We start from the raw sequence: 23,402 nt of genomic DNA, 5'->3' as shown, positions 1-23,402 counted from the left end.
GGCGGGCTCAGAACTGGAAGTAGAGGAATTCGGAGATGCGCGTCATGGCGAGCACGGCAATGGCGGCGAGCAGGCCGATGGCGATGGCCCAGCCCGTTGTGCTGCGCCAGGCGAGTTTGTCCGCGAGCCGCGGGGCGGGCTGGAGTTCGTCTTTGGCGCGCCCGGTGTGCAGGTGCAGGCCGGGCTGGGTGTGGCGCATGATCTGCTGCGTATTGGGCAGGATGAGCGCGACCGGGAGCAGGGCGGCGATCCAAAGCCAGGTGAAGACGAACTGCGCGCCGCCACCGAGGTAGGTGCCGAAGCCGAGACTGGCGAGCACGGGCCACACCGCATCGAGCCGCGCCGCGATGGCGTTGGGCAGCGCGATGCCGTTGAGGCCGGCCATGCCCTGCAGCACGCTGACGGCGGCATCGAAACTGCCCGCGCGGAAGAACACCCAGCCGATGACGACGGCGACGAAGGTGACGAGCCACGACAGCGCCTTGGCGAGCGCGACGGGGAGCAGCCCCTGCGGGAAGAGGCGCGTGGTGGTGTGCCGCCAGGCGTGGTTGATGCACAGATACAGGCCGTGCAGCGCGCCCCAGGCGACGAAGGTCCAGCCCGCGCCGTGCCACAGGCCGCCGAGCAGCATGGTGAGCATGAGGTTGCGGTAGCGCATGAGCCGCCCGGCGCGGTTGCCGCCGAGCGCGATGTAGAGATAGTCGCGCAGGAAGGCCGACAGCGTCATGTGCCAGCGCCGCCAGAATTCGATGATGTTGGTGGCTTTGTAGGGCGAGTGGAAGTTGACCGGCAGGACGATGCCGAACATGCGCGCGGCGCCGATGGCCATGTCGGAATAGCCCGAGAAGTCGAAGTAGAGCTGCAGCGTGTAGGCGAGCGCGCCGCCCCAGGCCTGGAAAAAGCTGAGCGTGTCGCCCGCGGCGGCGGCGTCGAAGACGGGGGTGGCGTACTGGGCGACGCCGTCGGCGAGGACGGTTTTCTTGAACAGGCCGAGGGCGAAGATGCTGAGGCCGATGGCCATGTTCTGCGCGCGCGGGGTGAGCGCGCCGGGCTGCATGAACTGCGGCAGCATGTCGCGGTGATGGACGATGGGGCCGGCGATGAGCTGCGGGAAAAAGGTGACGAAGAGCGCGTAGTGGGTGAAGCGGTATTCGCGCGCCTGGCCTTGGTACGCGTCGACCAGGTAGGCGATCTGCTGGAAGGTGAAAAAGGAGATCGCCAGCGGCAGGATGATGGTGTCGAGGTGGAAGTCGGTGCCGGCGAGGGCGTTGAGGCTGCTGACGGTGAAGTTGGCGTACTTGAAGTAGCCGAGCAGGCCGAGGTTGAAGACGACGCCGGCGATCAGCCAGGCTTTGCCGGCGTGCTTGCGGCCTTGGCGGTGCGCCTGGTCGAGCAGGCTGCCGAGGCCGAAGTTGGCGAGCATCGACACGAGCAGCAACACCAGATAAACCGGCCGCCACCACGCGTAGAAGAACAGCGAGGCCAGCACCAGCCAGACGATCGCCGGCTCATGCCCGCGCCGGGCTATCCAGAAGTAGCCGGCGAGGGTGAGGGGCAGGAAGAGGAAGAGGAATTCGTAGGCGTTGAAGAGCATCGGCGGGTGCTTGTCGGTGCGCAGCGAGAACTCGAGCCGTGATATGGCGCTCTTGGTCGTGCCCATGCGGGCTTCGACTTCTTCTTGAGGAAAGGGGGCTCAAAAACCTTGGAACAAGAGGTCGACTGCCGCGACGACTTCTGTTCGCCGATGTTCGAGCGAAGACACCGGGTGCTTCAAGATCGCCAGTGGAACCGCCGCCATGCCTTGCGTTGCCATCACGAAGCGCGCGCCTTCGATCTCGAAAACGGGGTTGAGCGCGGAGGCGTAGAACGGTACCGCTTCAACCGGCAGTAGCGGCGCCACGACGCGGGTTGCGAAATGGCTGTTGATGTCGGCCTGCAGGTCCACGAGGTAGCCAGGGCCGTCAGGGTTCTTGTAGACGGTCAGCCGGGTCATCAGAAGCTCCTGTACTTGCCAAGTGGGAGGCCGTTCTTCTCGACGTACGCATTCCAGCAATCGAACGCCTTCTGGTTTTCCGCTACCCAGAGCTCGGCGCGCTTCTCGGCGACAGCGCGCGCCACGCCCGCTTCTGCAGCCTGAGAGATGTTGATGCGCAGTTGCTTGGCCTCGGCCAGAAGGGGCTCGGCCAGCGAGACGTTGGTTGCCCGCTTGGGGACTTGTGCGTGTGCCATGGTTTGGGCCTCGAACGATGTGTGCTCCAGATGTTGGCAGAGCTGCGCATTGTTGCCAACATTGATCTACTGGGCGCGGCCAACGATTTAGTGCTGCCAGCCGTCGCTTCATGAATGGTGCGCTTCATGAATTGTGAATCAATGGGGTCTGATCCCAATTTTCCGTGAGCGGTAGGAAGAGGAGTTCGTAGGCGTTGAAGAGCATCGGCGGGTGGGCGCTTACGGCTTGGCGGCAACTGCGCGTCCAGCCAGAAGATCATGCGGCGAGTCGCGCGATGCCCGCACGCTTGGCGGCGAAATGCAGGCAGGCCAGGATGTCTGCGGCTTCGAGGTCGGGAAAGTCGGCCAGGATTTCGGACTGGTCCACTCCTTGGGCAAGCATTTCCAGGATGTCAGTCACCCGGATCCGAAGCCCTCGAATGCACGCCTGCCCGCCGCACTGACGTGGATTGAAGGTGATGCGCTGGTCTAGTTCGGTATTCATGGTGTCGTGCTCCCTGGGGGTTTCCTGAGTAAATGGGGGCTGACCCCGTTTATTATGGAGCCTGACAAATGGGGCTGACCTCAATTTTCCGTTGATCTTTCAGCAGCCGAGCGCTTCGGGCTTGGGCATGCTCGCGTTCGGTTCCGTGGGGGAGCTGGTGTGTGGTTGACTGCGGCCGACGCTGTAGTAGTGCCAGCCGTCGTCGGTGAGGCGGTCCGGGTTGTAGAGGTTGCGGCCGTCGATGATGAGCTTGGCGCGGAGCAGCGCCTGCATCTCCTCGAAATCGGGCGCGCGGAACTGCTGCCACTCGGTGCAGATGGCTAGCGCATCGGCGCCTTCCAGCGCGCTGTACTTGTTGCCGCACAGCGCCAGGTCGAGCCGTTCGCCGTAGATGCGCCGCGTTTCGTCCATTGCTACCGGGTCATACGCTCGCACCTTTGCGCCCGCTTCCCAGAGTGCCTCGATGAGCGTACGGCTAGGGGCTTCGCGCATGTCGTCGGTGTTGGGCTTGAAGGCCAGGCCCCAGACGGCGATGGTCTTGTCACGCAGGGCTTCGGCGCCACCGAAGTGGCGGGCGAGCTTGGCGAAGAGGGTGGTTTTCTGGCGGTTGTTGACCGCCTCGACGGCCTTGAGCAGCGGGGCGTCGTAGCCGATCTGGTCGGCGCTGCGGCCCAGGGCCTGCACGTCTTTGGGAAAGCAAGACCCGCCGTAGCCGCAGCCGGGGTAGATGAAGTGGTAGCCGATACGCGGGTCGGCGCCGATGCCCTTGCGCACTTCCTCGATGTCTGCGCCCAGTAGCTCGGCCATGTTGGCGAGCTCGTTCATGAAGCTGATCTTGGTGGCGAGCATCGCGTTGGCCGCGTACTTGGTGAGCTCCGCGCTCTTCACGTCCATGAACAGGGTGCGTTCGTGGTTGCGGTTGAAGGGCTCGTAGAGCTCGCGCATGCGCTCCTTCGCCTTGGCGGAGCGGGTGCCGATGATGATGCGGTCGGGCTTGAGGAAGTCGCCGACCGCTGCGCCTTCCTTGAGGAACTCGGGATTGGAGACGACATCGAAGGGGATCGCTTGGCCACGCTCGGCGAGGATCTGCTCGATTTTGGCCTGCACCTTGTCGGCGGTACCGACGGGGACGGTGGATTTATTGACGATGACGCGGTAGCGCGGCATGTGGCGGGCGATGCCCTCGGCCACGGCGAGCACGTACTGCAGGTCGGCCGAGCCGTCTTCATCGGGCGGGGTGCCGACGGCGATGAACTGCACCTCGGCGTGCTTGACGGCTTCTTCCACGTCGGTGGTAAAGCGCAGTCGCCCCTCGGCCACGTTGCGCTCGACAATGGGCTGCAGGCCGGGCTCCAAGATGGGGATGACGCCGGCCTGGAGCTTGTCGATCTTGCCCTGGTCGACGTCTATGCAGACCACGGTGTGGCCGACTTCCGCCAGGCAGGCGCCGCTGACGAGGCCGACGTAGCCGGTGCCGAAGATGGTGAGTTTCATGGGGGGCTCGCGCTCGCAGTGAATGAGACGGGCATCTGCACGGGGTGCTGATGCAACGCCGCAAGGCTAGCGGGTCTGGATGACAGCTTCAACGGGAAGGTGTCGCGGTTGGGGGGGGAGTAAATGGGGTCTGACCCCAGTTTCCCACTTCAGGCTGCGGCCAGTTCCAGCTTGCTCACCCGGGCAAGATTGGTGGTCTGGCGCGCAAGCCAGAGGTCGTGTGCATCCTGCATCGCCAGCCAGCTCTCGGGGCTGCGCCCCAGCGCCTTCGACAGCCGCAAGGCCATGTCGGGCGTGACGCGGCTGCTGCCCTTGAGTACGCGGCTCAAGGTCGATGCTGCGACGTCCAGGCGGCTGGCCAATTCACGACCGCTGACGCCGTGAGGCGCGAGATAGATCTCGGTGATGAATTCGCCGGGGTGGGGTGGATTATGCATGGCCATCAGTGGTAGTCCTCGTAGTCCAGAACGTAAGCGTTGCCGTCGACAAACTCGAAGGTCATCCGCCAGTTGCCGTTAACGGTGATCGACCAGCGCCCCTCGTGGTTGCCTTTGAGTGGATGCAGGCGAAAGCTCGGGATGTCCATGTCGTCGATCGACTGCGCCGTGTCCAGCGCTGCGAGCTGCATCCGCAGTCGCTTGGCGTGACTGGCCTGTATGCCCGAAGTGCTGCCTGTCTCAAAGAGTCTGCGGAGGCCTTTGTGCCGAAAGGATTTGATCATGGCGGATCGTATCGCGTTGCGCATCACGCAACAATCAGAATTTGCCGCAGGTGCTACTTTCACTGAGCAGTAAATGGGGTCTGACCCCAATTTTCCTTGCTCCCGGTCTTGTGAGGGGCAGTCAGCCTTCGGCGAAGACCTCTTCGATCGTGCGCGCGTCGAGAACCCGATCGGTCCAGGTTTCAAGTTGCTCGGGCGTGGCGTTCTCCAGTTGGCGGGTGACTTCGGCTGAGAGCGGGCCGAAGCGGCGGTTGAGCTGACGCTGGAGGCTTTGGGCGAGGCCTCGTTGGATCCCTTTTTCGATCCCTCTCGCGATTCCTTTTTCGATGCCTTGCTCGATGCCTTGCTGGATGCCTTGTTGCATGCCTTGCTGGATGCCTTGTTGCATGCCTTGCTCGATGCCTTGTTGCATGCCTTGTTGCATGCCTTTTTTCATTCCGCGCTCGATGGCGAAGCGCTCGATGCTGCTCACGTACGTCACGTTGCGTTCTCCTTCAATGTTTTCAATATCTTGCCATAGCTGGCGTTCTAGCGAGTCGGGCAGCTTGAGTATCCAGTCGAGCACCCGGAATAGATCGATGATGCGTTGGCGAGACCAGTTGCGCTGGTAGAGCAGGCGGACGAGGCGGCGCTTGGCGTCGAAGCGTCGTGCCGGGCTCTTTCGGGTGCGGCGAGTGTACAGGTGGGCTGCGGTGATCAGGGCGAAGGGGCTGGGGTTGGCGAGCAGCGATCCTTCGTCTGCAATGTAGTCGACAAGCTTTGCGACCGGAAAGTGCAGGCTGTGGCGACAACCCAGCCGCTCGTCCCATTGGTTTTGGGGCTGTAGAATCGTGGGGAGTCCATCGGAGGGCGTGCCGTGCCTGGAGTCGAGATCGAGCGGATGGTGAGCGGGGCCTTGGTCCGGTGCGGGGGCGATGCGAGTCGGCTGCTGCAGGTGCTGATCGACGTGCAGGACGGGCTTGGGTATCTGCCACCGGCGAGCATCAGCGCGGTTGCGGCGGGGCTGGGGTTGCCGCGGGCGCGGGTCGAGGGCGTGGCGGGTTTCTACAGTTTTCTGCATCTCGAGCCGGTGGGGGCGTACCGGATCCTGTTCTCGGACAACATCACCGACCGCATGCTCGGCGGGCCCGCGCTGCGCGAGGCGCTGTGCCGCGAGCTGTGGGTCCAGCGCGGCAAGCTGTCGGAGGATGGCCTGGTCAGTGTCGATGTGACGTCCTGTACCGGCATGTGCGACCAGGGGCCGGCGATGCTGGTCAATGGTCTGCCGGTGACGCGGCTGGACCACGCGCGCATCATCGAGGTTGCCGAACTGCTGCGTGCTCGGGTGCCGCTCGCGCGCTGGCCGCAGGCGCTCTTTCACGTCGATGACAACATTCGGCGGCGGGATGCGCTGCTGGGGCAGGACTTCGTCGCGGGCAGCGCGATTGCGGCGGCGGTGCGCATGGGGCGTGCGGCCTGGATCGAGGAGATGCGGCGCTCGCGCCTGCGGGGCCGGGGCGGCGCCGGGTTTACGACCTGCGTGAAGTGGGAGGCCTGCCGGGATGCGCCGGGCGAGCACAAGGTGGTGGTGTGCAATGCCGACGAGGGCGAACCGGGCACCTTCAAGGATCGTGTGCTGCTTGCCCGCTGCGCCGAGCGCGTGTTCGAGGGCATGCTGCTCGCGGCCTGGGCGATCGGTGCGCAGCAGGGTTTCGTGTACCTGCGCGGCGAGTACCGTTATCTGCGGCCGCGGCTCGAACGCACGCTGCAGGACATGCGCGACAGAGGGTTGCTCGGGGCGCACATTCTTGGCGAGGCGGGGTTCGACTTCGACATCGAGATCCACCTTGGTGCCGGCGCCTATGTGTGCGGGGAGGAGACCGCGCTGATCGAGTCGCTCGAGGGCAAGCGCGGCACGCCACGAATACGGCCGCCGTTCCCGGCGACGCATGGCTATCTGGGGCGTCCGACGGTGGTGAACAACGTCGAGACGCTGGCCAAGACGACGCTGATCGCGCTTGGCGGGGGCGCGGCCTTTGCGGCAACCGGGACGGCGCAGTCTGCGGGGACCAAGCTGCTGTCGGTGTCGGGGGACTGCGCGTTTCCGGGGATCTACGAGTATCCGTTCGGTGTGCGCATCGACCGCGTGCTCGAGGATTGCGGCGCCAGCGATGCGCACATGGTGCAGGTGGGCGGTGCGTCGGGGGTTTCGGTGGCCGGCTACGAGTTCTCGCGTGCGATCGCGTTCGAGGACGTGCCCAGCGCGGGGGCCTTCATGGTGTTCGATTCCACGCGCGACCCATTCGAGATCGCGCGCAACTTCGTGGCGTTCTTCACCCACGAGAGCTGTGGCTTCTGCACCCCCTGTCGCGTCGGTACCTCGTTGCTCAAGGGCTACATGGACAAGCTCGCCAAGGGGTACGGGGCGAAGAAGGATCTGGCGGACATCGAGTGGATCAACCGCCTGCTGCGCAACGCCAGCCACTGCGGGCTGGGTTCGACGGCGCCGAACGCGGTGGTGGATACCCTGAGCAAGTTCCGGCCCGCGTACGAGCGGCGGCTGAAGACGCTGGATTTCGAGCCGGCTTTCGACCTGGATGCCGAGCTGGAGACTGCCCGCCGCATCACCGGGCGCAACGATCCGGCGGCGCGGCTCGACAACGGCAACCATACCGAGAACGGGAGTGAGGGATGAGCCACCACTTCATGCTGGACGGCCGGCCGGTTCCCTTCGAGGCGGGGCAGACCATCCTCGAGGCGGCGCGCGCGGCGGGCTACTACATTCCGCACCTGTGCTGGCATCCAGACTTTCCGCCGCATGGCTCGTGCAAGCTGTGCATGGTCAAGGTGGGCGGGCGGCACGTGTCTTCGTGCGCGCTTGCGGCCAAGGAGGGCATGGAGGTGGAGAGCAATACGCCGGAGATGAACGGCGAGCGCCGCGCCCTGCTGCAGATGCTGTTCGTCGAGGGCAACCACTTCTGTCCCAGCTGCGAGAAGAGCGGCAACTGCGAGCTTCAGGCGCAGGCCTACGAGCTGGAAATGACGAGCACGCGCTTCGACCACTTCTTCCCGGTGCGCCCCGTCGATGCCTCGCACCCGGACATCCTGCTCGACTTCAACCGCTGCATCTTCTGCGAGCTGTGCGTGCGCGCGAGTCGCGACGTGGATGGCAAGAGCGTGTTCGCGCTGACGAACCGCGGCATCCACAAGCACCTGGTGGTGAATGCCGAGTCCGGGCGGCTCGGCGATACCGATTTCTCGGCCGACGACCTGGCTGCGCGCATCTGTCCGGTGGGGGTGATCCTGCGCAAGCGTGTGGGCTTCGAGGTCCCGATCGGCAGCCGAACCTACGACGAAGCGCCGATCTCGGTGGTGTCGATGCGCGGGCGGGAGGACACGCCATGAGCACGGTGCCCATGAAGCCCCGGCTGCGCATCGCGACCACGTCGCTCGCGGGCTGCTTCGGCTGCCACATGTCCTTTCTGGACATCGACGAGCACTTCTTCGAGCTTGCCGAGCTGGTCGAATTCGACCGCTCTCCGCTCACCGACATCAAGCACTGCGGCCCGTGTGATATCGGCCTGATCGAAGGCGGGGTGTGCAACGCCGAGAACGTGCATGTGCTGCGCGAGTTCCGTGCCCACTGCAAGACGCTGGTGGCGGTGGGGGCCTGTGCGATCAATGGCGGGCTGCCGGCGCAACGCAACCACCTCGACCTGGACGCCTGCCTGCGCGAGGTGTACGCATCCCGCGAGGGGATGCAGACCCCCGGCGTGCCGAACGACCCCGAGTTGCCCCTGCTGCTCGACAAGGTGCACCCGATCCATGAGATCGTGCGGGTGGATTACTTCATTCCCGGCTGCCCGCCTTCGGGTGAGGCGATCTGGAAATTCCTCTCCGACCTGATCGCCGGGCGCACGCCGCGCCTGTCCCGCGAACTCCTGCGTTTCGATTGAGCGTCGCTTCCCCGGGAAACCCATCATGAACGACGCACTTTCCAGACTCGAAACCGCAAACGACCGCGAAACCCTGCGCCGTGTGGTCATCGACCCGGTCTCCCGCGTGGAGGGACATGGCAAGGTCACGCTGCTGCTGGACGATGCGGGCCATGTGCGCGAGGCGCGGCTGCACATCGTCGAGTTCCGTGGCTTCGAGGTGTTCATCAAGGGGCGGCCGTACTGGGAGGTGCCGGTCATGGTGCAGCGGCTGTGCGGCATCTGCCCGGTCAGCCACCACCTGGCGGCTTCGAAGGCGCTGGATCGGGTGGTCGGCGGCGTGCCGATTACCCCCACCGCCGAGAAGCTGCGGCGGCTGATGCATTACGGGCAGATCCTGCAGTCCCATGCGCTGCACTTCTTCCATCTGTCCTCGCCAGACCTGCTGTTCGGTTTCGAGAGCGAGGCCGGCCGCCGCAACATCGTCGGGGTGGCGGAGGCACATCCCGAGATTGCGCGCCAGGGCGTGCTGTTGCGCAAGTTCGGGCAGGAGGTGATCCGCGCGACGGCCGGCAAGCGCATCCATGGCACCGGCGCCGTGCCGGGCGGTGTGAACCGCCACCTGTCCGCCGAGGACCACGCGCTGCTGCGGGCGGAGGTTGGCCGCGTGGTGGAGTGGTCGCGCGCGGCGGTCGAGTTGGTGAAGCGCCTGCATCGGGCCGATCCGGCCCTGTACGACGTGTTTGGTCGCTTCGACTCGGGCTTCATGAGCATCGTGCGCGACGATGGGGCGATGGATCTGTACCACGGCCACCTGCGCTTCCGTGACGCGGAGGGGCGCATCCTGCGGGACAGCGTGCCCGACCAGGACTACCGCTCGGTGATCTGCGAGCAGGTCAAGCCGTGGAGCTACATGAAGTTCCCCTATCTGCGCGAGCTGGGGCCGGATGCGGGCTGGTACAAGGTGGGGCCGCTGGCCCGGGTGCAGAACTGCGACTTCATCCCGAGCACCTTTGCCGAGGCGGAGCGGCGCGAGTTTCTCGATCATGGCGAGGGTCGGCCGGTGCAGGCTACGCTCGCCTACCACTGGGCGCGCATGATCGAGATGCTGCATGCGGCCGAGGTGATCCGCGAACTGCTCGAAGACCCGGACCTGCTGAGCGGCGAGCGCATGGCCACTGGCGAGCGCCGGAGCGAGGGGGTGGGCATCATCGAGGCGCCGCGCGGAACGCTGATCCATCACTACCAGGTCGATGACGACGACCTGGTGAGCCTGTGCAACCTGATCGTGTCGACCACGCACAACAACCAGGCCATGAATACCGCGGTCCGCGCGGTGGCGCGCCGCTATCTCGACGGGCGCACGCTCACCGAAGGGCTGCTCAACCATATCGAAGTGGCGATACGGGCTTTCGACCCGTGCCTGTCGTGCGCGACCCATGCGCTCGGGCAGATGCCGCTGGTGCTCGAGCTGAAGGACGCCGACGGTTCGACCCTCGACCGGCTGGTGCGCGATTGAGCGGGGTCGAGCGTACGCTGGTGATCGGGATCGGCAATACGGCGCGGGGCGATGATGCGCTCGGCGTGCGCCTGCTCGAGCGGGTGAGGCAGCACTACCCGGCGGTCGGGACGCTGGAGGTATTCCAGCTGCAGATCGAGCACGTGCTGGACCTTGCCGGCGCAGCGTGCGTGCTGTTCTGCGATGCGGCGATCGGGCTGGAGGAGCCCTGCGCGCTCCATGAGGCCCGGGCCGAGGCGTCGCGTCTGGCTTTCAGCCATGCGATGGCGCCCGAAGCCTTGCTCGAGGTCTTTGTGCGAACCCAGGGCCGCCCGCCGCCCCCGGCCTTCGTGCTCGCGCTGCGCGCGGATTCCACCGCGCTGGGCGAGGGGCTCTCGCCGGCGGGGGAGGAGGCGCTGCGCTGTGGCTGGATGATCGTCCGGCAACTGCTCTCCGATCCCAGTCCGGGCGCGTGGCGCAGCCGGGTCCGCGGGGGTTGATGCGACGGCTGCGGGCCAGGTGAGCGTTCAGCGCCGCCGCGACAACTGTGCCATCACGACACCGAGCAGGAGCGCGAGCACCGGGTCGGTGGATTCTGCGGTGCGTCCGGGCAGAAAGAGCTGTGCGGCTTCGATCGTCGCCAGGCATAGCGCGACGGCGATGGCGGCAGGCAGGGCGCGCGCGCCGTGGCGCTGCATGAACAGGATTGCCGCGCCGTAGAGGAAGGTCTTCTCCAGCAGATTGGCGAGATTGGTGGCCATGCTGCCTTCGAGCATGCCGGTGAAGGGCACCCACGCGAAGCTGCCCGGTGTGCTGCTCGGGGTGAAGGGCTGCAGGCCGGCGAGGAACGCACTGAGCAGAATCGCGACGACCAGTGCGGGCAGGGCTCTTGCGTGGTGCAGCCAGGGCAACGCCACGAGCGCCAGCCCGAGGCCGATGACGTTGCTGGCGGAGATGCCGGCGCCGAGGATGAGCACCTTGGCGCACAGGATCGCAATGCCGGTGAGCGCCTGCAGCAGCGCGGAGCGCTGCCCGGTGGCGAGCAGATCCCACAGCTTGAAGAAGGCGGCCCAGGCGACGGCGGTGATCAGGATCCGCACCGGATCGAGCCGGGGGGTGAGCAGGAGCGGCTTGAGCGCGTTCTTGACGTTCTGCCAGTCGAGTGTCGGGACGAGTGGAAACCACTGGTAAGCCAGCCACGCCAGCATGAGCCCCAGCGGCACGAGCGCCGCCACGTGGCGTGCGTCAGCAAGCGAGGGGCGCAGGCGCAGCGCAAGCTGGCCGAGAACGAAGCCGAGCGCCATGCCGCCCGCGTTGATGACGGCGTCGCCCAGCGCGGGGACACGACTCGGCAGCCAGATCTGCACGACCTGAACACCTACCGCGACCAGCATGCCCGCGGCCGCATGGAGCAGATACGCCGGCCCAGGTCGCCGGCCCGACCTGGCCGCGAGCGCGACGAGGAAGCCGTAGGGCACGAAGAGCAGCAGGTTGCCGACGAGATCTCCGCGCTGCATCTGCAGGGAAGGCGCGGCAAACAGCGCCACGACCTCTGCCATGGCGTCCGGGCGCATGACGAAATCGAACGGGTAGAGCGACCCGTAGGCGATCAGGGCGAGGACGAGGAGAAGGAGGAAGCGCATGGGATGTCCGGTTCGAGCGTGTCGACTTTCTTTACATACGGGCGAGTACGGGGCGTCTGTCGGGGCGTGTCAGCCAGGCGGGCCGCTCACAAGTGCTTGATTCGGCATTCTTCGCAGCGTTTGGCTTTGCAGCTGAGAATGAATCTTGCTTGCGCGAGCAAGAATGCCCGACCGGTGCCTGAGGCGCCAGGTCGAGCACCTACTTTCTGGAAGGGGGCTGGAAATGGAGCAACGTACGCGCCTGAAGCTGCGGCGCCTGATCGAGTTGTGCCTCGACTCGGTCCGTCGCGGCTTCATGTCGGTGTCGCGCGCGGCGCAGACCATGGAGGCGGCGGGGGCGCCGTTCGAGGTGGTGTGTCGCGTGCTGATGCCATTCAAGCAGGGCGTGTCACACCAGCGCCTCGATGACCGCCGGATGCCCCAGGAAACGCTGCGGGCTGGCGGTGGCGCCATAGGCGCCTGACTGATAGATGGCCACCAGATCGCCAGGCTCGGCCGCAGGCAGGCTCATGCGGTCGGCGAGCAGGTCCAGCGGCGTGCATAGCGGACCGACCACCGACACGGTTTCCATCTCGCTGGCGTCCATGCGGTTGGCGATGGCCGCCGGGTAGTTCTTGCGGATGACCTGGCCAAAGTTGCCCGAGGCCGACAGGTGGTGGTGCAGGCCGCCGTCGGTGACAAGGTAGGTGAGGCCGCGCGACACTTTCCTGTCGAGGACCTTGGCGACGTACAGGCCCGCTTCGCCGACGAAGTAGCGCCCCAGTTCGATGACGATTTCGGCTTGCGGCAGCGCCGTCTTCGCCTGCTCGACGATGTCGGCGAGATTGGCGCCGATCGGGGTCAGGTCGAGCGGCTGTTCGCCCGGGAAGTAGGGAATGCCGAAGCCGCCGCCGAGGTTGAGGAAGCGGACCGGCGAGGGCGCATGCTCCGCCAGCCGGCAGGCGAGCGCGAAGCTCTTTTGCTGGGCTTCGATGATGGCGTCGGGCTTGAGGTTCTGCGAGCCCGCGAAGAGGTGGAAGCCCTCGAAGGCCAGCCCTGCGCGGCCGATCTCGGCGAGCAGTTCGGGCACCTGCTCGGCATCCACCCCGAACTGCTTGGGCCCGCCGCCCATCTTCATGCCCGAGGACTTGAGCTCGAAATCCGGATTGACGCGCACCGCCACGCGCGCGGGCAGGCCCAGCACCGCTTGGGCGGCCGCCAGTACGGGCAACTCGCGGAAGGACTCGACGTTGATCAGGATGCCGGCGGCGACGGCCTGGTGCAGCTCGGCTTCGGTCTTGCCCGGGCCGGCGAAGCTGATCTCCTGCGGGTCGGCACCCGCGTCCAGCGCCACCAGCAACTCACCCGCCGAGGCCACGTCGATACCATCGACCCGGCGCGCCATGTGGCACACCAGCGCCGGCATGGGGTTGGCCTTCATCGCGTAGTGCAGCTTGACCGCCCGGGGCAGCGCCGCGCGCAGCTGCGCCACGCGCGCGTCCAGCAGGCTGCGGTCGTACACGTAAAACGGCGTGCGTCCCAGGCGCGCGGCGATGCGGCCGATGGGTTGGCCGTTGACGAGCAGCTCGCCGTCTTCGCTGCGGAATTGCGACATCGGGGTGTGGGCGGGGGGCTGGCGGGTCTCGGTCATGGCGAGCTCGGGTGGTTGGGCTTGGCCGGGATTGTAGCGGCTATGCTGTTCGCCTGCGCCCGCTTCGGCCCTTGGGCTGGCGCGCACCGCGCAGGACGCTGGCGAGCATGGTGGCGATGAAGACGAGGAGCGTCGCGGCGTTGGCGAGTGCACCCCACTGGCGCAGGACGAGGCTCTCGGTGAGACCGCCGAACACGCGCAGCGCGAGCGACAGATGCAGCAGCGCGAGTGGCACATAGAAGAAGGGGTGGTAGGGAATCTTCACCTTGAGCACGGCCGGGAAGATGATGGCCGCGTGGCCGAACACCATGGCGAAGACGAAGCCGAGCGCGAGCGCGTGCATCGCGACGTCGTGCAGCGGGCTGGACGGGCTGAAGCCGCCGGCCAGGCCCGTGAGCGCCCCCGCGCCCAGCCACACGTAGCCGGTGAGCAGGCAGATGCCGATGAAGCGGGTGAGCCCCTGCTGCGCGGCCGTGTGACGGGCGATGTCGAACACCAGCAGCCAGACCGCCATCGCGAGCATGCCGGCCGAGAACACCCAGAGCCCGAGCGCGTCGTCGAAGGCGGCGAAGATCGCGCCGCCGAGGATCACTGCGGTGACGAGCAGGAAGCTGGGCGGCGCGGCCGGGCGCACCGGCAGGAAGCGGGTGAGCTCGAGCCGCTCGCCGGCAATGGTGAGCACCAGAAAGGCGAGCCAGAGCGGCACTGCTGCGTGCACGTTGCCGGTAGCGATCCAGGCCAGGTTGCCCGCCAGCCAGCAGGCCGCGCCCACCGCGAGCATCACCGTGAACAGCGCCGTCTGGCGCTGGGTGACCATGATGCCGCCGGCCACGAGCACGCCCGAGCCGAGCACCAGCAGGCACTGCGCGACCACGAGTGGCCCGCCGGCCAGCAGCAGCACGCCGGCGCCGCCGGAGAGCGCAGGCCCCAGATAGGGCCACAGCCCGCCGAGCGCGACCGCGCGCTCGAGGCAGATCACCGCGCCGAAGAAGGCGCCGATCATCAGGGCGGCGTGGTTGCCCGCCTGCATTGCGCCGAAATCGGGCACCACGACACCGAGCCGGGCAAGCCCGGCCAGCACGCCGGTGACGAGAGAGGCGAGCCCGAGCACCAGCAGCGGCACGCGCGCGAGCGGCGGCAGGGTGTTCATCGATTCCAGCCGAAGTGGTCGCGGGCTTCGGGGGCCATGCGCTCCGGTGTCCAGGGCGGGTCCCAGACGAGTTCGACGCGGATGTCGATCTCCGGCGGCAGCATCGGGTCGAGCACGCTATCGACGTCGTCGAGGATCATGTCGGCGAGCGGGCAGGCGGGCGAGGTCATCGTCATTTCGATGTAAACCTTGCCGGGCTCGCACTCGATCTTGTAGATGAGGCCGAGGTCGACGATGTTCATGCCGACCTCCGGATCCATGACCAGGCGCAGGGCGCTGCGGATCGCTTCGGCGTCGGGGGTGTGCGCGGTGCTCACGAGAGGCTCCTTGTCGTCAGCCGCCATTGTGGGCGAGGACGGCGCGCCGTTCAATTCGGCGCCATCCTTCCGCGCGATCCTACGACCCGATCCGTTGGCGCGGTCGTGAGCGGTTTGCGGATCAGTCGATGCCGGCCCCATCGACGTGCTCGCGCATCCAGAGCTCCATCATGGTGAGGATCCAGACCATTTCGCCATAATAGCCGGGGTGAGCGGGCAGATGGATGGCGAGCAGATCGTCGATGAAGGCGGGGCGGACGATGCCGCGCTTGCGGAAGCTGCCGAGCGCGTCGGTGGCGAGTGCCTTGAGGCCGGCGTGCTGGCAGGCCCACACGCCGAAGGGCAGGCCGAAACCGTGCTTCTTCTTGGCGATGATCTCGTCGGGCAGGAAGCCGCGTAGCGCTTCCTTGAAGAACCAGCGCAGCGTCAGGCGCTTGAGCTTCCATTCGGGCGGCAGCGTGGTCGAGAAGTCGGTGAGCTCGTCCGACAGCAGCGGAAAGGCCACCTCCACCCCGGCGAGCTGGGTGGTGCCGATGACCTTGGGCAGGTCGTTGTCGGCGAGGGTGTACTTCCAGTCGTAGTTGAGCATCAGGTTGATGTGTGCGCGTGCATTGGTCGCACGCCACACCTCACGTTGCTCGATATTCGGGCGGCCGGTGTCGACGCGGGCGAGGAAGTCGGGCTCGAACACGTTCTCCATGCCCAGGCGCACCAGCATGTTGTACATGTGGATACGGTCGGGCATGGGTACGCGCGCCTGCTCCACGTAGCTCACGCCTTTCTTCGCGACGGGGATGCGGTCCATGCCGGGCAGCGCCAGTGCGGGCTCGAGCAGGCCGCGGCGCAGCAGGCCGGGCACGCCGTCGTACCAGCCGAACACGCGCTGCTTGGCGTAGCGGCTGTTGCCGCCGAAGAGCTCGTCGCCACCGTCGCCGGCGAGGATGCGCTCGACGCCGTCCTCGCGTGCGCGGGTGGCGCAGATCCAGCCGGGCAGTGCCGAGGAGTTGCCGAAGGGCTGATCGTAGTGGGTCGCGACCTTGGGAATGCCGTCGACCAGGTCGTCGGGGGTGACGTAGTACTCGCGGTGGTCGGCGCCGAAGCGCTTGGCGGCGAGGCGGGCGTATTCCATTTCGTCGTAGCCGCTGGCGTCGAAGCCGATCGAGTAGGCGCGCGCGGGCTGGCCGAGCACCTTGCACAGCATGCCGGTGACGGTGGAGCTGTCGGTGCCGCCGGACAGGAAGCAGCCCACGCTGGCACCTTCGGCCTCGCGCCGCACGCCGTCCTCGATGATCTGCAGGAAACGCGCCTTGGACTGCTCGAGGTCGGGCGAACCGTGCTCGTCGAACTGCGGGTTCCACCAGCGGCGCAGCTCGGCCTTGCCGTCCTGCCATTGGATGAGGTGGCCGTGGGGCAGGCGCGCGATGCCGTCGAAAACCGTTGTCGGCGCCGGGATCATGTGGAAGAACAGATACTCGAACACCGCCTGCGGCGCGAGCTTGCGATCGATGCCCGGTACCGAGTCGGCACGGTCGGAGAAGTGCAGGCGGCCGTCGTGCGTGGCGTAGCAGATCGGCCAGGTGCCGAAGCGGTCGGTGGCGAGCACCGCCTCGCGGCCATCACTGGCGACCATCACCACGCAGAACCGGCCGGCGGCCTGTCGAACGGCCTCGTCGCCGAAGCGGGCGAAGGCCTGCGCCCAGGCGGCAGCGGCGCCCTGGCGGGTGTTGATCTGCTGCAGCGCTTCGTCGTGGAAGCGCGGCCGGCCGAGCGCGAGGCACACCCGTCCGCTTTCCTGGTAGATGCTGGCAGCGGGCGGGTAGGCCAGGGCGCCAGCGGGGAACTGCAGCCGTGCCATGTGCCCGGGAAGGAATGTTGCGGCTTCCGGTGTACCGAGAACACCACTGAAACGTTCACGCACGAGTCTCTCCATGGCCCGCCTTGCCGGGCTGATTCTGCATCGTCGGCGGGGATGATGCCCCATGCTGCGCGAATTGTCAGTGACGCGTGTCGCACCGTGGGTGCAGGGTGTGCGTTCGGGCTGGACAAAAAAATGGCACTCCGCGTGCGGAGTGCCGAATCTCCATTGAAGGAGGGAGGGAGACAATCAACAGGTGCTCACGCTGCGGCGCAGCGCGATGAATCAGGCGACGCGGCGGGTGGCGCGGATCTGGCGCTGCCAGTTTGCGTGGAAGGCCGAGAACAGGTCTTCCATGGCGAGCAGGGGCAGACGCATCATGCGGTTCTGGCTGCGCACATAGGGCAGCACGCGCGGCGCGCACAGGGTGTTGCGCTCTTCTTCGAGCAGACGGACGAAATGGTCCATGGCCGCACCCCAGTATTCGGCGTTGCCGACCCAGCCGGTCTCGGCCGTGGCTTCGCGCACGGCTTTGCGCCACAGGGCTTCGGCGCGTTCGAGTGAAACACCCGCCTTGCGGGCATACCAGGGGAGCAGTTTCGGCGTCTTCATCGTGTTCTCCATTCGGGCCAGGTAGGGCACCGTCATCGCACCATCGGCTTTCTGGGCAGATGGCGTTTCGTTCATGCTTTGATGCTGTGCTGCAATGTAGCGAGCGCGGCAGAAATTTCACTTGATTCTGCACAAAAAAGAGCGGGTTGTCCGTGACGGTTTACCGCAATCGCAAACTCTTTTTGTGCGTTGCACAATCCAAATTTAGCCCGTTCTGGGCGTACCGCAAGCGCACTGTTGTTGCGATGCAACAGTTGTGCGCGTCCTTGCGCGCCCCGGGATGGGTTCGGCCCCGGGCCACTGCGCCGATACAATGCGGGGTCGAAGAAGGAATCCCGATGTCCACGCTGCTCGCCAATCTCAACACCGAACAACTGCAGGCGGTCACGCTTCCGCCGCAGCACGCCTTGATCCTCGCCGGTGCCGGCTCGGGCAAGACGCGGGTGCTCACCACCCGCATCGCCTGGCTGATCCAGTCCGGCCAGGTCGATCCGGCTGGTCTCCTTGGCGTTACATTCACGAACAAAGCAGCCAAGGAAATGCTTGCCCGCCTGTCCACGATGCTGCCGGTGAGCACCCGCGGCATGTGGATCGGCACCTTCCATGGCCTCGCCAACCGCTTGCTGCGTGCGCACCACCGCGACGCCGGGCTGCCGCAACTGTTCCAGATTCTCGACTCGGGCGACCAGCTCGCCGCCATCAAGCGTCTGCTGAAGACGCTCAACGTCGATGACGAGAAGTTCCCGCCGCGCGAACTGCAGCACTTCATCAACGGCCAGAAGGAAGCCGGCAACCGGCCGCATGCGGTGGAGGCCTGGGACGACTACACCCGCCAGCGCGTACAACTGTTTCAGGAGTATGAAACACAGTGCCAGCGCGAGTCTGTTGTGGATTTTGCGGAGTTGCTGCTACGCAGCTACGAGCTGCTCGAACGCAACGAACCGCTGCGCCGCCACTACCAGCGCCGCTTCCGCCACATCCTGGTCGATGAGTTCCAGGACACCAATCGCCTGCAATATCGTTGGCTGAAGCTCTTCGCCGATGAGGGGCGCGAGGGCGGCGCGGCGATGTTCTGCGTCGGCGACGACGACCAGAGCATTTACCGTTTCCGCGGCGCAGAGGTCGGCAACATGCGCGACTTCGAGCGTGAGTTCCGGGTGCAGAACGTGATCCGGCTGGAGCAGAACTACCGCTCGCACAGCAACATCCTGGACGCCGCCAACGCGATCATCCGCCACAACAGCAATCGCCTGGGCAAGAACCTGTGGACCGACCAGGGCGCGGGCGAGCCGATCCGTGTGTTCGAGGCCTACTCGGACGGAGACGAAGCGCGCTGGATCGTTGAGGAGATCCAGTCGCTGGTGCGCGACGGCGCGCTACGGAGCGAGATCGCGCTGCTCTATCGCTCGAACGCGCAGTCCCGAGTGCTCGAGCATCAGTTGTTCTCGGCCGGCATTCCCTACCGCGTATATGGCGGCCTGCGCTTCTTCGAGCGCCAGGAGATCAAGCACGCGCTCGCCTACCTGCGCCTGATCGCCAACCCGGACGACGACACCTCCTTCGCGCGTGTGGTGAATTTCCCCACACGCGGCATCGGTGCGCGCTCGCTCGAGGTGCTCACGGATGCGGCGCGTACCTGGAACACGAGCCTGTACGCCACAGTCCCGCACCTCAGCGGCAAGCCCGGCACCTCGCTGGCGCAGTTCGTGCGCCTGATCGAGGACCTGCGCCGCGACACGTCCGGCCTGCCGCTGCCCGAGCTGGTCGACCATGTGCTCGACCTCAGCGGCCTGCGTGCGCACTACAAGGCCGACAAGGAAGGCCGCGAGCGGCTGGAGAACCTGGATGAGCTGATCAACGCCGCGGCGAACTTCCTCGCCGAGTCGCAGGCCCAGGCAACGTCAGGTGGCGAGGCGCCCGCCCAGCCGCATGCGCTGCTGGCGGACTTTCTCGCCCATGCCTCGCTGGAAGCGGGCGACCACCAGGCCGACCAGGGCGCGGATGCGGTGCAGTTGATGACGGTGCACTCGGCCAAGGGCCTGGAGTTCAACGTGGTGTTCCTCTCCGGGCTGGAGGAGGGGCTGTTCCCGCACGAGAACAGCATTCTCGAAACCGACGGGCTGGAGGAGGAGCGCCGGCTGATGTACGTGGCCGTGACGCGGGCGCGTGAGCGGCTGTACCTCTCCTTCGCGCAGAGCCGCATGCTGCACGGCCAGACGCGCTACAACCTGCGCTCGCGCTTCCTGGAAGAGATTCCGGTGGCGTTGATCAAGTGGCTGACGCCGCCGAACCCGCGTTCGGCCGCGGGCGGGGCGATGGGGGGCATGGGCGGAGGCTACTTCAAGCCTTCAGCGCCTGCGCAGGTGCAGCGCGCGCCGCGGCCGAACTTCGCGACCCTGCCCAATGGCTTGCGCATCGGGCAGGCGGTCAGCCACGCGAAATTCGGCCAGGGGGTGATTGTCGCTGCCGAGGGCAGCGGCAGCGACGCCAAGGTGCAGATCAACTTCGGGCCGGCCGGGGTGAAGTGGTTGCTGCTGGGGGTGGCGAAGCTCGACCCGGTCTGAAACCGGGGGGCTGGGCTTTTTTGGGGGCGTCCCGCCGCAGGGGCGCGCCTGCGTGCGGGGCGGGCCCGCGAGTTGGGGCTGCGAGTGGGGCTGCGAGTGGGGCGGCGCGAGTTGCGCGGCTGCGAGTTGTGTCGTTGCGAGTTGTGTCGTTGCGAGGGGCGCTCCGGATGCGCCCCCCCGATACGGATCAGAACGGCAGTGTCAGCCCCGGCCAGGCCGCCTCGATCGCACGCCGGAATTCGGCCTGGATCTCCGCCAGTGCCGCGGCGTTGTCGGCTTCGAAGCGCAGCACCACCACCGGTGTGGTGTTGGATGCACGCGCCAGGCCGAACCCGTGCGCGAACTCCACCCGCACGCCGTCGAGGGTGATGACTTCATCTGCGGCGGCAAAGCACGAGGGTGCAGCCAGCGCGGCCTGCTGCAGGCGGCGGACGAGCTCGAAGGGCTCGCCTTCCTTCATCTTGAGGTTGAGTTCCGGCGTGCTCACCGCGTCGGGCAGTGCCTTCAGCGCGGCGTTGGCGTCCGGGCGGGCGGACAGGATCTCGAGCAGGCGCGCACCGGAGTACAGGCCGTCGTCGAAGCCGAACCAGCGCTCCTTGAAGAACATGTGGCCGCTCATCTCGCCCGCGAGCGGCGCGCCGGTCTCCTTGAGCTTGGCCTTGACCAGCGCGTGCCCGGTGTTCCACATGGTTGGCTTGCCGCCGCGCGCGCGGATCCAGGGGCCGAGGTTGCGCGTGCATTTGACGTCGTAGATGATCTCGCCGCCGGGCACGCGGGAGAGCACGTCTTCGGCGAACAGCATGAGCTGGCGGTCGGGGAAGATGATCTCGCCGTCCTTGGTCACCACACCGAGGCGGTCGCCGTCGCCGTCGAAGGCCAGCCCCAGTTCGGCGTCCGTTTCGCGCAGGGTGCGGATCACGTCCTGCAGGTTCTCCGGCTTGGAGGGGTCGGGGTGGTGGTTGGGGAAGCTGCCGTCCACCTCGCAGAACAGCTCGATGACCTCGCACCCCAGGCGGCGGAAGAGCTCGGGCGCGATGCCGCCCGCGACCCCGTTACCGCAGTCGACGACGATCTTCATCGGCCGTGCGAGCTTCACGTCGCCGACGATGCGTTCCAGATAGGCCGCACGTACATCGGCCGTGTGCAGGGCACCCGCGCCGTGGGTCAGATCGTCCTCGGCGATGCGCCGGCGCAGGGACTGGATCAGCTCGCCGAACAGGGTCTGGCCGCCGAGCACCATCTTCAGCCCGTTGTAGTCGGGCGGGTTGTGGCTGCCGGTGACCGATACGCAGGAGTCGCAACCGAGTTGGTAGGCGGCGAAGTAGGTGAGCGGCGTGGGCACGCAGCCGATGTCGATGATGTCGATGCCCGCCGCGCGGATGCCCTCGCCGAGCGCGCCAGACAGTGCCGGACCGGAGAGCCGTCCGTCGCGGCCGACCGCGATCGCCTTCTGACCACGCGCGGCGGCCTCCGAGCCGAGGGCGTGCCCGATTGCGCGCACGGCGTCGGGGGTCAGGACGGTGTCGACGATGCCGCGGATGTCGTAGGCCTTGAAGATTTCGGGGGCGGGCAGGGCGTAGCGCATGATGGGATGGGGCGTAATGGGTGCTGTGGTTGGGGAGGTCGGGCGAGATTCGGGACTGGCGGCTCCGGCGGTCCTGTCCCTGCAGGAAGGGACTGGCGGACGCGGGGCGAATTCTATGCCGCATTGCGGCGGCGCGCATGCGCAGCGTCTACAATTGCGGTCCGGCTGTTCGCGCAGCGGCATACGCACTTCATTCTCTTGAAAGACCTCTTCCGATGACGACACGCAAGGGCATCATTCTCGCCGGGGGTTCCGGCACCCGGCTGCATCCGGCCACGCTGGCGGTTTCCAAGCAGTTGCTGCCGGTCTACGACAAACCAATGGTGTATTACCCGCTCGCCACGCTGATGCTGGCGGGGATCCGTGAAATCCTGCTGATCTCCACGCCGCAGGACACGCCGCGCTTCGAGCAGCTTTTGGGGGATGGCAGCCAATGGGGGCTGAAGCTGCAGTATGCGGTGCAGCCCCGCCCGGACGGACTTGCCCAGGCGCTGGTCATCGGCGAGCCCTTTCTGGACGGGTCGCCGTCAGCGCTGGTGCTGGGCGACAACCTCTTCTACGGCCACGACTTCGCTTCCGAACTGCGGGCGGCGTCCGTGCGTACCGAAGGGGCGACGGTATTCGCTTATCCGGTGCACGATCCCGAGCGCTATGGCGTGGTGGAGTTCTCCGCCGAAGGGCGCGCGATCAGCCTGGAGGAGAAGCCTGCCCGCCCCAAGAGCCGTTACGCCGTGACCGGACTCTATTTCTACGACGGGCAGGCGCCCGGGTTTGCGCGCAATCTGGCTCCGAGCACGCGCGGTGAATTGGAGATCACTGACCTCAACCGCATCTATCTGGAGCGCGGCGAGCTCGATGTGCAGGTGATGGGCCGTGGCCATGCCTGGCTGGATACCGGCACGCACGAGAGCCTGCTCGAGGCCGGAATGTTCATCCAGACCATCGAGAAACGGCAAGGGCTGAAGATTGCCTGCCCGGAAGAGATCGCCTGGCGGGCAGGGTGGATCGATGCGGTGCAGTTGGGCGCGCTCGCTCAGCCGCTGGCCAAGAGCGGCTACGGCCAGTATCTGCTGCGGCTGCTCGAAGATCGGGTGTTCTGATGAAGGCGACACCGACCGTGTTGCCCGAGGTGCTTCTGTTCGAGCCGAAGGTGTTCGGGGATGCGCGCGGCTTCTTCCTCGAAAGCTGGAACGCGCGCAGCTTCAGCGAGTTGACCGGGCTCGACCTTGATTTCGTGCAGGACAACCATTCGCGCTCGGCGCGCGGTGTGCTGCGCGGCCTGCATTACCAGTTGCAGCAGCCACAGGGCAAGCTGGTGCGCGTGGTGCGCGGCCGGGTGTTCGATGTGGCGGTCGACCTGCGCCGCAACTCGCCGCGCTTCGGGCGCTGGGCGGGGGTCGAGCTGAGCGAGGACGATCACCGCCAGCTGTGGATCCCGCCCGGCTTCGCGCACGGGTTCCTGGTGCTGAGCGAGTCGGCCGACTTCCTCTACAAGACGACCGACTACTACGCCCCCGAGCACGAGCGCTGCATCGCCTGGGACGACGTGCAGATCGGTATCGACTGGCCGCTGGAGGGGGCGCCGCTGTTGTCGGCGAAGGACCGGTTGGGCCAGAGCCTGGCTGCAGCTGAGGTGTATGAAGGCTGAGCGAGGGCTGACTCCGCGATGGGCGCGCACTGAACGCCCGCTTCGAGCCGCGCTGGCC

Annotated in this window: 24 protein-coding genes; 9 read left to right on the top strand and 15 right to left on the bottom strand. The window is 66.6% G+C overall.

Annotation, left to right across the window (positions count from 1 at the left end):
- Positions 1-7: 7 nt before the first annotated feature.
- From ACNKW1_RS05400 to ACNKW1_RS05365, 8 genes are all read right to left on the bottom strand, one after another.
- Positions 8-1,660 carry an MBOAT family O-acyltransferase gene (locus tag ACNKW1_RS05400; RefSeq protein ID WP_418363570.1) on the bottom strand — a complete coding sequence of 551 codons (1,653 nt, stop codon included), beginning with the start codon at positions 1,658-1,660 and terminating at the stop codon, positions 8-10.
- Between the two features lie 33 nt (positions 1,661-1,693).
- Positions 1,694-1,993 carry a CcdB family protein gene (locus ACNKW1_RS05395; protein WP_418363569.1) on the bottom strand — a complete coding sequence of 100 codons (300 nt, stop codon included), beginning with the start codon at positions 1,991-1,993 and terminating at the stop codon, positions 1,694-1,696.
- On the bottom strand, positions 1,993-2,229 hold the full coding sequence (locus ACNKW1_RS05390) for a type II toxin-antitoxin system CcdA family antitoxin (RefSeq protein ID WP_418363568.1): 237 nt from the start codon (positions 2,227-2,229) through the stop codon (positions 1,993-1,995). Before ACNKW1_RS05390 ends, ACNKW1_RS05395 begins: the two co-directional genes overlap by 1 nt.
- 256 nt (positions 2,230-2,485) lie before the next feature.
- On the bottom strand, positions 2,486-2,713 hold the full coding sequence (locus tag ACNKW1_RS05385; RefSeq protein ID WP_418363567.1) for a DUF433 domain-containing protein: 228 nt from the start codon (positions 2,711-2,713) through the stop codon (positions 2,486-2,488).
- Between the two features lie 99 nt (positions 2,714-2,812).
- Positions 2,813-4,207 (bottom strand): UDP-glucose dehydrogenase family protein, encoded by a 1,395-nt coding sequence (locus ACNKW1_RS05380; protein ID WP_418363566.1) that lies wholly within the window; start codon positions 4,205-4,207, stop codon positions 2,813-2,815.
- A 149-nt stretch (positions 4,208-4,356) separates the two neighbouring features.
- Positions 4,357-4,716, bottom strand: a complete 360-nt coding sequence (locus ACNKW1_RS05375) for a HigA family addiction module antitoxin (RefSeq protein WP_418363779.1) — start codon at positions 4,714-4,716, stop codon at positions 4,357-4,359.
- Positions 4,650-4,928 (bottom strand): type II toxin-antitoxin system RelE/ParE family toxin, encoded by a 279-nt coding sequence (locus ACNKW1_RS05370; protein WP_418363565.1) that lies wholly within the window; start codon positions 4,926-4,928, stop codon positions 4,650-4,652. Before ACNKW1_RS05370 ends, ACNKW1_RS05375 begins: the two co-directional genes overlap by 67 nt.
- 121 nt (positions 4,929-5,049) lie before the next feature.
- Complete coding sequence (locus ACNKW1_RS05365) at positions 5,050-5,988, bottom strand: DUF4351 domain-containing protein (protein WP_418363564.1); 939 nt, start codon at positions 5,986-5,988, stop codon at positions 5,050-5,052.
- Here ACNKW1_RS05365 and ACNKW1_RS05360 point away from each other — a divergent pair.
- From ACNKW1_RS05360 to ACNKW1_RS05340, 5 genes are read left to right on the top strand one after another with little or no spacing between them, the layout of a single operon-like run.
- Positions 5,875-7,602, top strand: coding sequence for an NAD(P)H-dependent oxidoreductase subunit E (locus ACNKW1_RS05360; protein WP_418363563.1), 1,728 nt, complete (start codon positions 5,875-5,877; stop codon positions 7,600-7,602). The two genes, ACNKW1_RS05365 and ACNKW1_RS05360, sit on opposite strands and share 114 nt — an antisense overlap.
- Complete coding sequence (locus tag ACNKW1_RS05355) at positions 7,599-8,312, top strand: 2Fe-2S iron-sulfur cluster-binding protein (protein WP_418363562.1); 714 nt, start codon at positions 7,599-7,601, stop codon at positions 8,310-8,312. Before ACNKW1_RS05360 ends, ACNKW1_RS05355 begins: the two co-directional genes overlap by 4 nt.
- Entirely contained in the window at positions 8,309-8,863 is a 555-nt protein-coding gene (locus ACNKW1_RS05350; protein WP_418363561.1) for an NADP oxidoreductase, read from the top strand. The genes ACNKW1_RS05355 and ACNKW1_RS05350 overlap by 4 nt, the downstream gene beginning before the upstream one ends.
- Positions 8,864-8,888: 25 nt before the next feature.
- The gene (locus ACNKW1_RS05345; protein WP_418363560.1) at positions 8,889-10,361 is read left to right on the top strand and encodes a Ni/Fe hydrogenase subunit alpha; all 1,473 of its coding nucleotides are present in this window, start codon (positions 8,889-8,891) and stop codon (positions 10,359-10,361) included.
- On the top strand, positions 10,358-10,840 hold the full coding sequence (locus ACNKW1_RS05340) for a hydrogenase maturation protease (RefSeq protein WP_418363559.1): 483 nt from the start codon (positions 10,358-10,360) through the stop codon (positions 10,838-10,840). Before ACNKW1_RS05345 ends, ACNKW1_RS05340 begins: the two co-directional genes overlap by 4 nt.
- A gap of 27 nt (positions 10,841-10,867) precedes the next feature.
- Here ACNKW1_RS05340 and ACNKW1_RS05335 read toward each other — a convergent pair whose 3' ends face one another.
- Complete coding sequence (locus ACNKW1_RS05335; protein ID WP_418363558.1) at positions 10,868-11,983, bottom strand: VanZ family protein; 1,116 nt, start codon at positions 11,981-11,983, stop codon at positions 10,868-10,870.
- Positions 11,984-12,206: 223 nt separating this feature from the next.
- Here ACNKW1_RS05335 and ACNKW1_RS05330 point away from each other — a divergent pair, with 223 nt between their 5' ends.
- Positions 12,207-12,446 (top strand): hypothetical protein, encoded by a 240-nt coding sequence (locus ACNKW1_RS05330; protein WP_418363557.1) that lies wholly within the window; start codon positions 12,207-12,209, stop codon positions 12,444-12,446.
- Here ACNKW1_RS05330 and ACNKW1_RS05325 read toward each other — a convergent pair.
- From ACNKW1_RS05325 to ACNKW1_RS05305, 5 genes are all read right to left on the bottom strand, one after another.
- Positions 12,372-13,613, bottom strand: coding sequence for a pyridoxal-dependent decarboxylase, exosortase A system-associated (locus tag ACNKW1_RS05325; protein WP_418363556.1), 1,242 nt, complete (start codon positions 13,611-13,613; stop codon positions 12,372-12,374). The genes ACNKW1_RS05330 and ACNKW1_RS05325 overlap by 75 nt on opposite strands.
- 40 nt (positions 13,614-13,653) lie before the next feature.
- A complete protein-coding gene (locus tag ACNKW1_RS05320) occupies positions 13,654-14,763 on the bottom strand; it encodes a hypothetical protein (RefSeq protein ID WP_418363555.1) in 1,110 nt (369 codons plus the stop codon).
- Positions 14,760-15,080: a metal-sulfur cluster assembly factor gene (locus ACNKW1_RS05315; protein ID WP_418363554.1), complete on the bottom strand. Its 321-nt coding sequence runs from the start codon at positions 15,078-15,080 to the stop codon at positions 14,760-14,762. The genes ACNKW1_RS05320 and ACNKW1_RS05315 overlap by 4 nt, the downstream gene beginning before the upstream one ends.
- A 121-nt stretch (positions 15,081-15,201) precedes the next feature.
- The gene (locus ACNKW1_RS05310; protein WP_418363553.1) at positions 15,202-16,998 is read right to left on the bottom strand and encodes an asparagine synthetase B family protein; all 1,797 of its coding nucleotides are present in this window, start codon (positions 16,996-16,998) and stop codon (positions 15,202-15,204) included.
- A gap of 222 nt (positions 16,999-17,220) precedes the next feature.
- Positions 17,221-17,547, bottom strand: coding sequence for a hypothetical protein (locus tag ACNKW1_RS05305; RefSeq protein ID WP_418363778.1), 327 nt, complete (start codon positions 17,545-17,547; stop codon positions 17,221-17,223).
- Between the two features lie 338 nt (positions 17,548-17,885).
- Between ACNKW1_RS05305 and ACNKW1_RS05300 the strand changes: the two genes are divergently transcribed.
- The gene (locus tag ACNKW1_RS05300) at positions 17,886-20,111 is read left to right on the top strand and encodes a 3'-5' exonuclease (RefSeq protein ID WP_418363552.1); all 2,226 of its coding nucleotides are present in this window, start codon (positions 17,886-17,888) and stop codon (positions 20,109-20,111) included.
- A gap of 187 nt (positions 20,112-20,298) precedes the next feature.
- On the opposite strand, the gene ACNKW1_RS05295 is transcribed toward ACNKW1_RS05300, so the two are convergent.
- Positions 20,299-21,696, bottom strand: coding sequence for a phosphomannomutase/phosphoglucomutase (locus tag ACNKW1_RS05295; RefSeq protein WP_418363551.1), 1,398 nt, complete (start codon positions 21,694-21,696; stop codon positions 20,299-20,301).
- A gap of 215 nt (positions 21,697-21,911) precedes the next feature.
- Here ACNKW1_RS05295 and rfbA point away from each other — a divergent pair, with 215 nt between their 5' ends.
- Together rfbA and rfbC are read left to right on the top strand one after the other, a co-directional pair.
- Positions 21,912-22,796: a glucose-1-phosphate thymidylyltransferase RfbA gene (gene rfbA / locus ACNKW1_RS05290; protein ID WP_418363550.1), complete on the top strand. Its 885-nt coding sequence runs from the start codon at positions 21,912-21,914 to the stop codon at positions 22,794-22,796.
- Positions 22,796-23,344, top strand: a complete 549-nt coding sequence (gene rfbC / locus ACNKW1_RS05285; protein WP_418363549.1) for a dTDP-4-dehydrorhamnose 3,5-epimerase — start codon at positions 22,796-22,798, stop codon at positions 23,342-23,344. Before rfbA ends, rfbC begins: the two co-directional genes overlap by 1 nt.
- Positions 23,345-23,402 lie beyond the last annotated feature (58 nt).

The sequence above is a fragment of the Thauera sp. WH-2 genome (assembly GCF_048321015.1).
In the GTDB taxonomy this organism is placed as follows: Bacteria; Pseudomonadota; Gammaproteobacteria; order Burkholderiales; family Rhodocyclaceae; genus Thauera.
This window is presented reverse-complemented; position numbering and strand designations above follow the sequence as displayed.

What these genes read in the sequence shown, in the direction of transcription:
- ACNKW1_RS05300 (WP_418363552.1), top strand. Translation starts at nt 17,886, where the DNA reads ATGTCCACGCTGCTCGCCAATCTCAACACCGAACAACTGCAGGCGGTC.
- rfbA (WP_418363550.1), top strand. Translation starts at nt 21,912, where the DNA reads ATGACGACACGCAAGGGCATCATTCTCGCCGGGGGTTCCGGCACCCGG.
- ACNKW1_RS05400 (WP_418363570.1), bottom strand. Translation starts at nt 1,660, where the DNA reads ATGGGCACGACCAAGAGCGCCATATCACGGCTCGAGTTCTCGCTGCGC.
- ACNKW1_RS05330 (WP_418363557.1), top strand. Translation starts at nt 12,207, where the DNA reads ATGGAGCAACGTACGCGCCTGAAGCTGCGGCGCCTGATCGAGTTGTGC.
- ACNKW1_RS05395 (WP_418363569.1), bottom strand. Translation starts at nt 1,993, where the DNA reads ATGACCCGGCTGACCGTCTACAAGAACCCTGACGGCCCTGGCTACCTC.
- ACNKW1_RS05365 (WP_418363564.1), bottom strand. Translation starts at nt 5,988, where the DNA reads ATGCAGAAAACTGTAGAAACCCGCCACGCCCTCGACCCGCGCCCGCGG.
- ACNKW1_RS05345 (WP_418363560.1), top strand. Translation starts at nt 8,889, where the DNA reads ATGAACGACGCACTTTCCAGACTCGAAACCGCAAACGACCGCGAAACC.
- ACNKW1_RS05295 (WP_418363551.1), bottom strand. Translation starts at nt 21,696, where the DNA reads ATGCGCTACGCCCTGCCCGCCCCCGAAATCTTCAAGGCCTACGACATC.
- ACNKW1_RS05335 (WP_418363558.1), bottom strand. Translation starts at nt 11,983, where the DNA reads ATGCGCTTCCTCCTTCTCCTCGTCCTCGCCCTGATCGCCTACGGGTCG.
- ACNKW1_RS05355 (WP_418363562.1), top strand. Translation starts at nt 7,599, where the DNA reads ATGAGCCACCACTTCATGCTGGACGGCCGGCCGGTTCCCTTCGAGGCG.
- ACNKW1_RS05380 (WP_418363566.1), bottom strand. Translation starts at nt 4,207, where the DNA reads ATGAAACTCACCATCTTCGGCACCGGCTACGTCGGCCTCGTCAGCGGC.
- ACNKW1_RS05385 (WP_418363567.1), bottom strand. Translation starts at nt 2,713, where the DNA reads ATGAATACCGAACTAGACCAGCGCATCACCTTCAATCCACGTCAGTGC.
- rfbC (WP_418363549.1), top strand. Translation starts at nt 22,796, where the DNA reads ATGAAGGCGACACCGACCGTGTTGCCCGAGGTGCTTCTGTTCGAGCCG.
- ACNKW1_RS05325 (WP_418363556.1), bottom strand. Translation starts at nt 13,613, where the DNA reads ATGACCGAGACCCGCCAGCCCCCCGCCCACACCCCGATGTCGCAATTC.
- ACNKW1_RS05390 (WP_418363568.1), bottom strand. Translation starts at nt 2,229, where the DNA reads ATGGCACACGCACAAGTCCCCAAGCGGGCAACCAACGTCTCGCTGGCC.
- ACNKW1_RS05305 (WP_418363778.1), bottom strand. Translation starts at nt 17,547, where the DNA reads ATGAAGACGCCGAAACTGCTCCCCTGGTATGCCCGCAAGGCGGGTGTT.
- ACNKW1_RS05320 (WP_418363555.1), bottom strand. Translation starts at nt 14,763, where the DNA reads ATGAACACCCTGCCGCCGCTCGCGCGCGTGCCGCTGCTGGTGCTCGGG.
- ACNKW1_RS05370 (WP_418363565.1), bottom strand. Translation starts at nt 4,928, where the DNA reads ATGATCAAATCCTTTCGGCACAAAGGCCTCCGCAGACTCTTTGAGACA.
- ACNKW1_RS05350 (WP_418363561.1), top strand. Translation starts at nt 8,309, where the DNA reads ATGAGCACGGTGCCCATGAAGCCCCGGCTGCGCATCGCGACCACGTCG.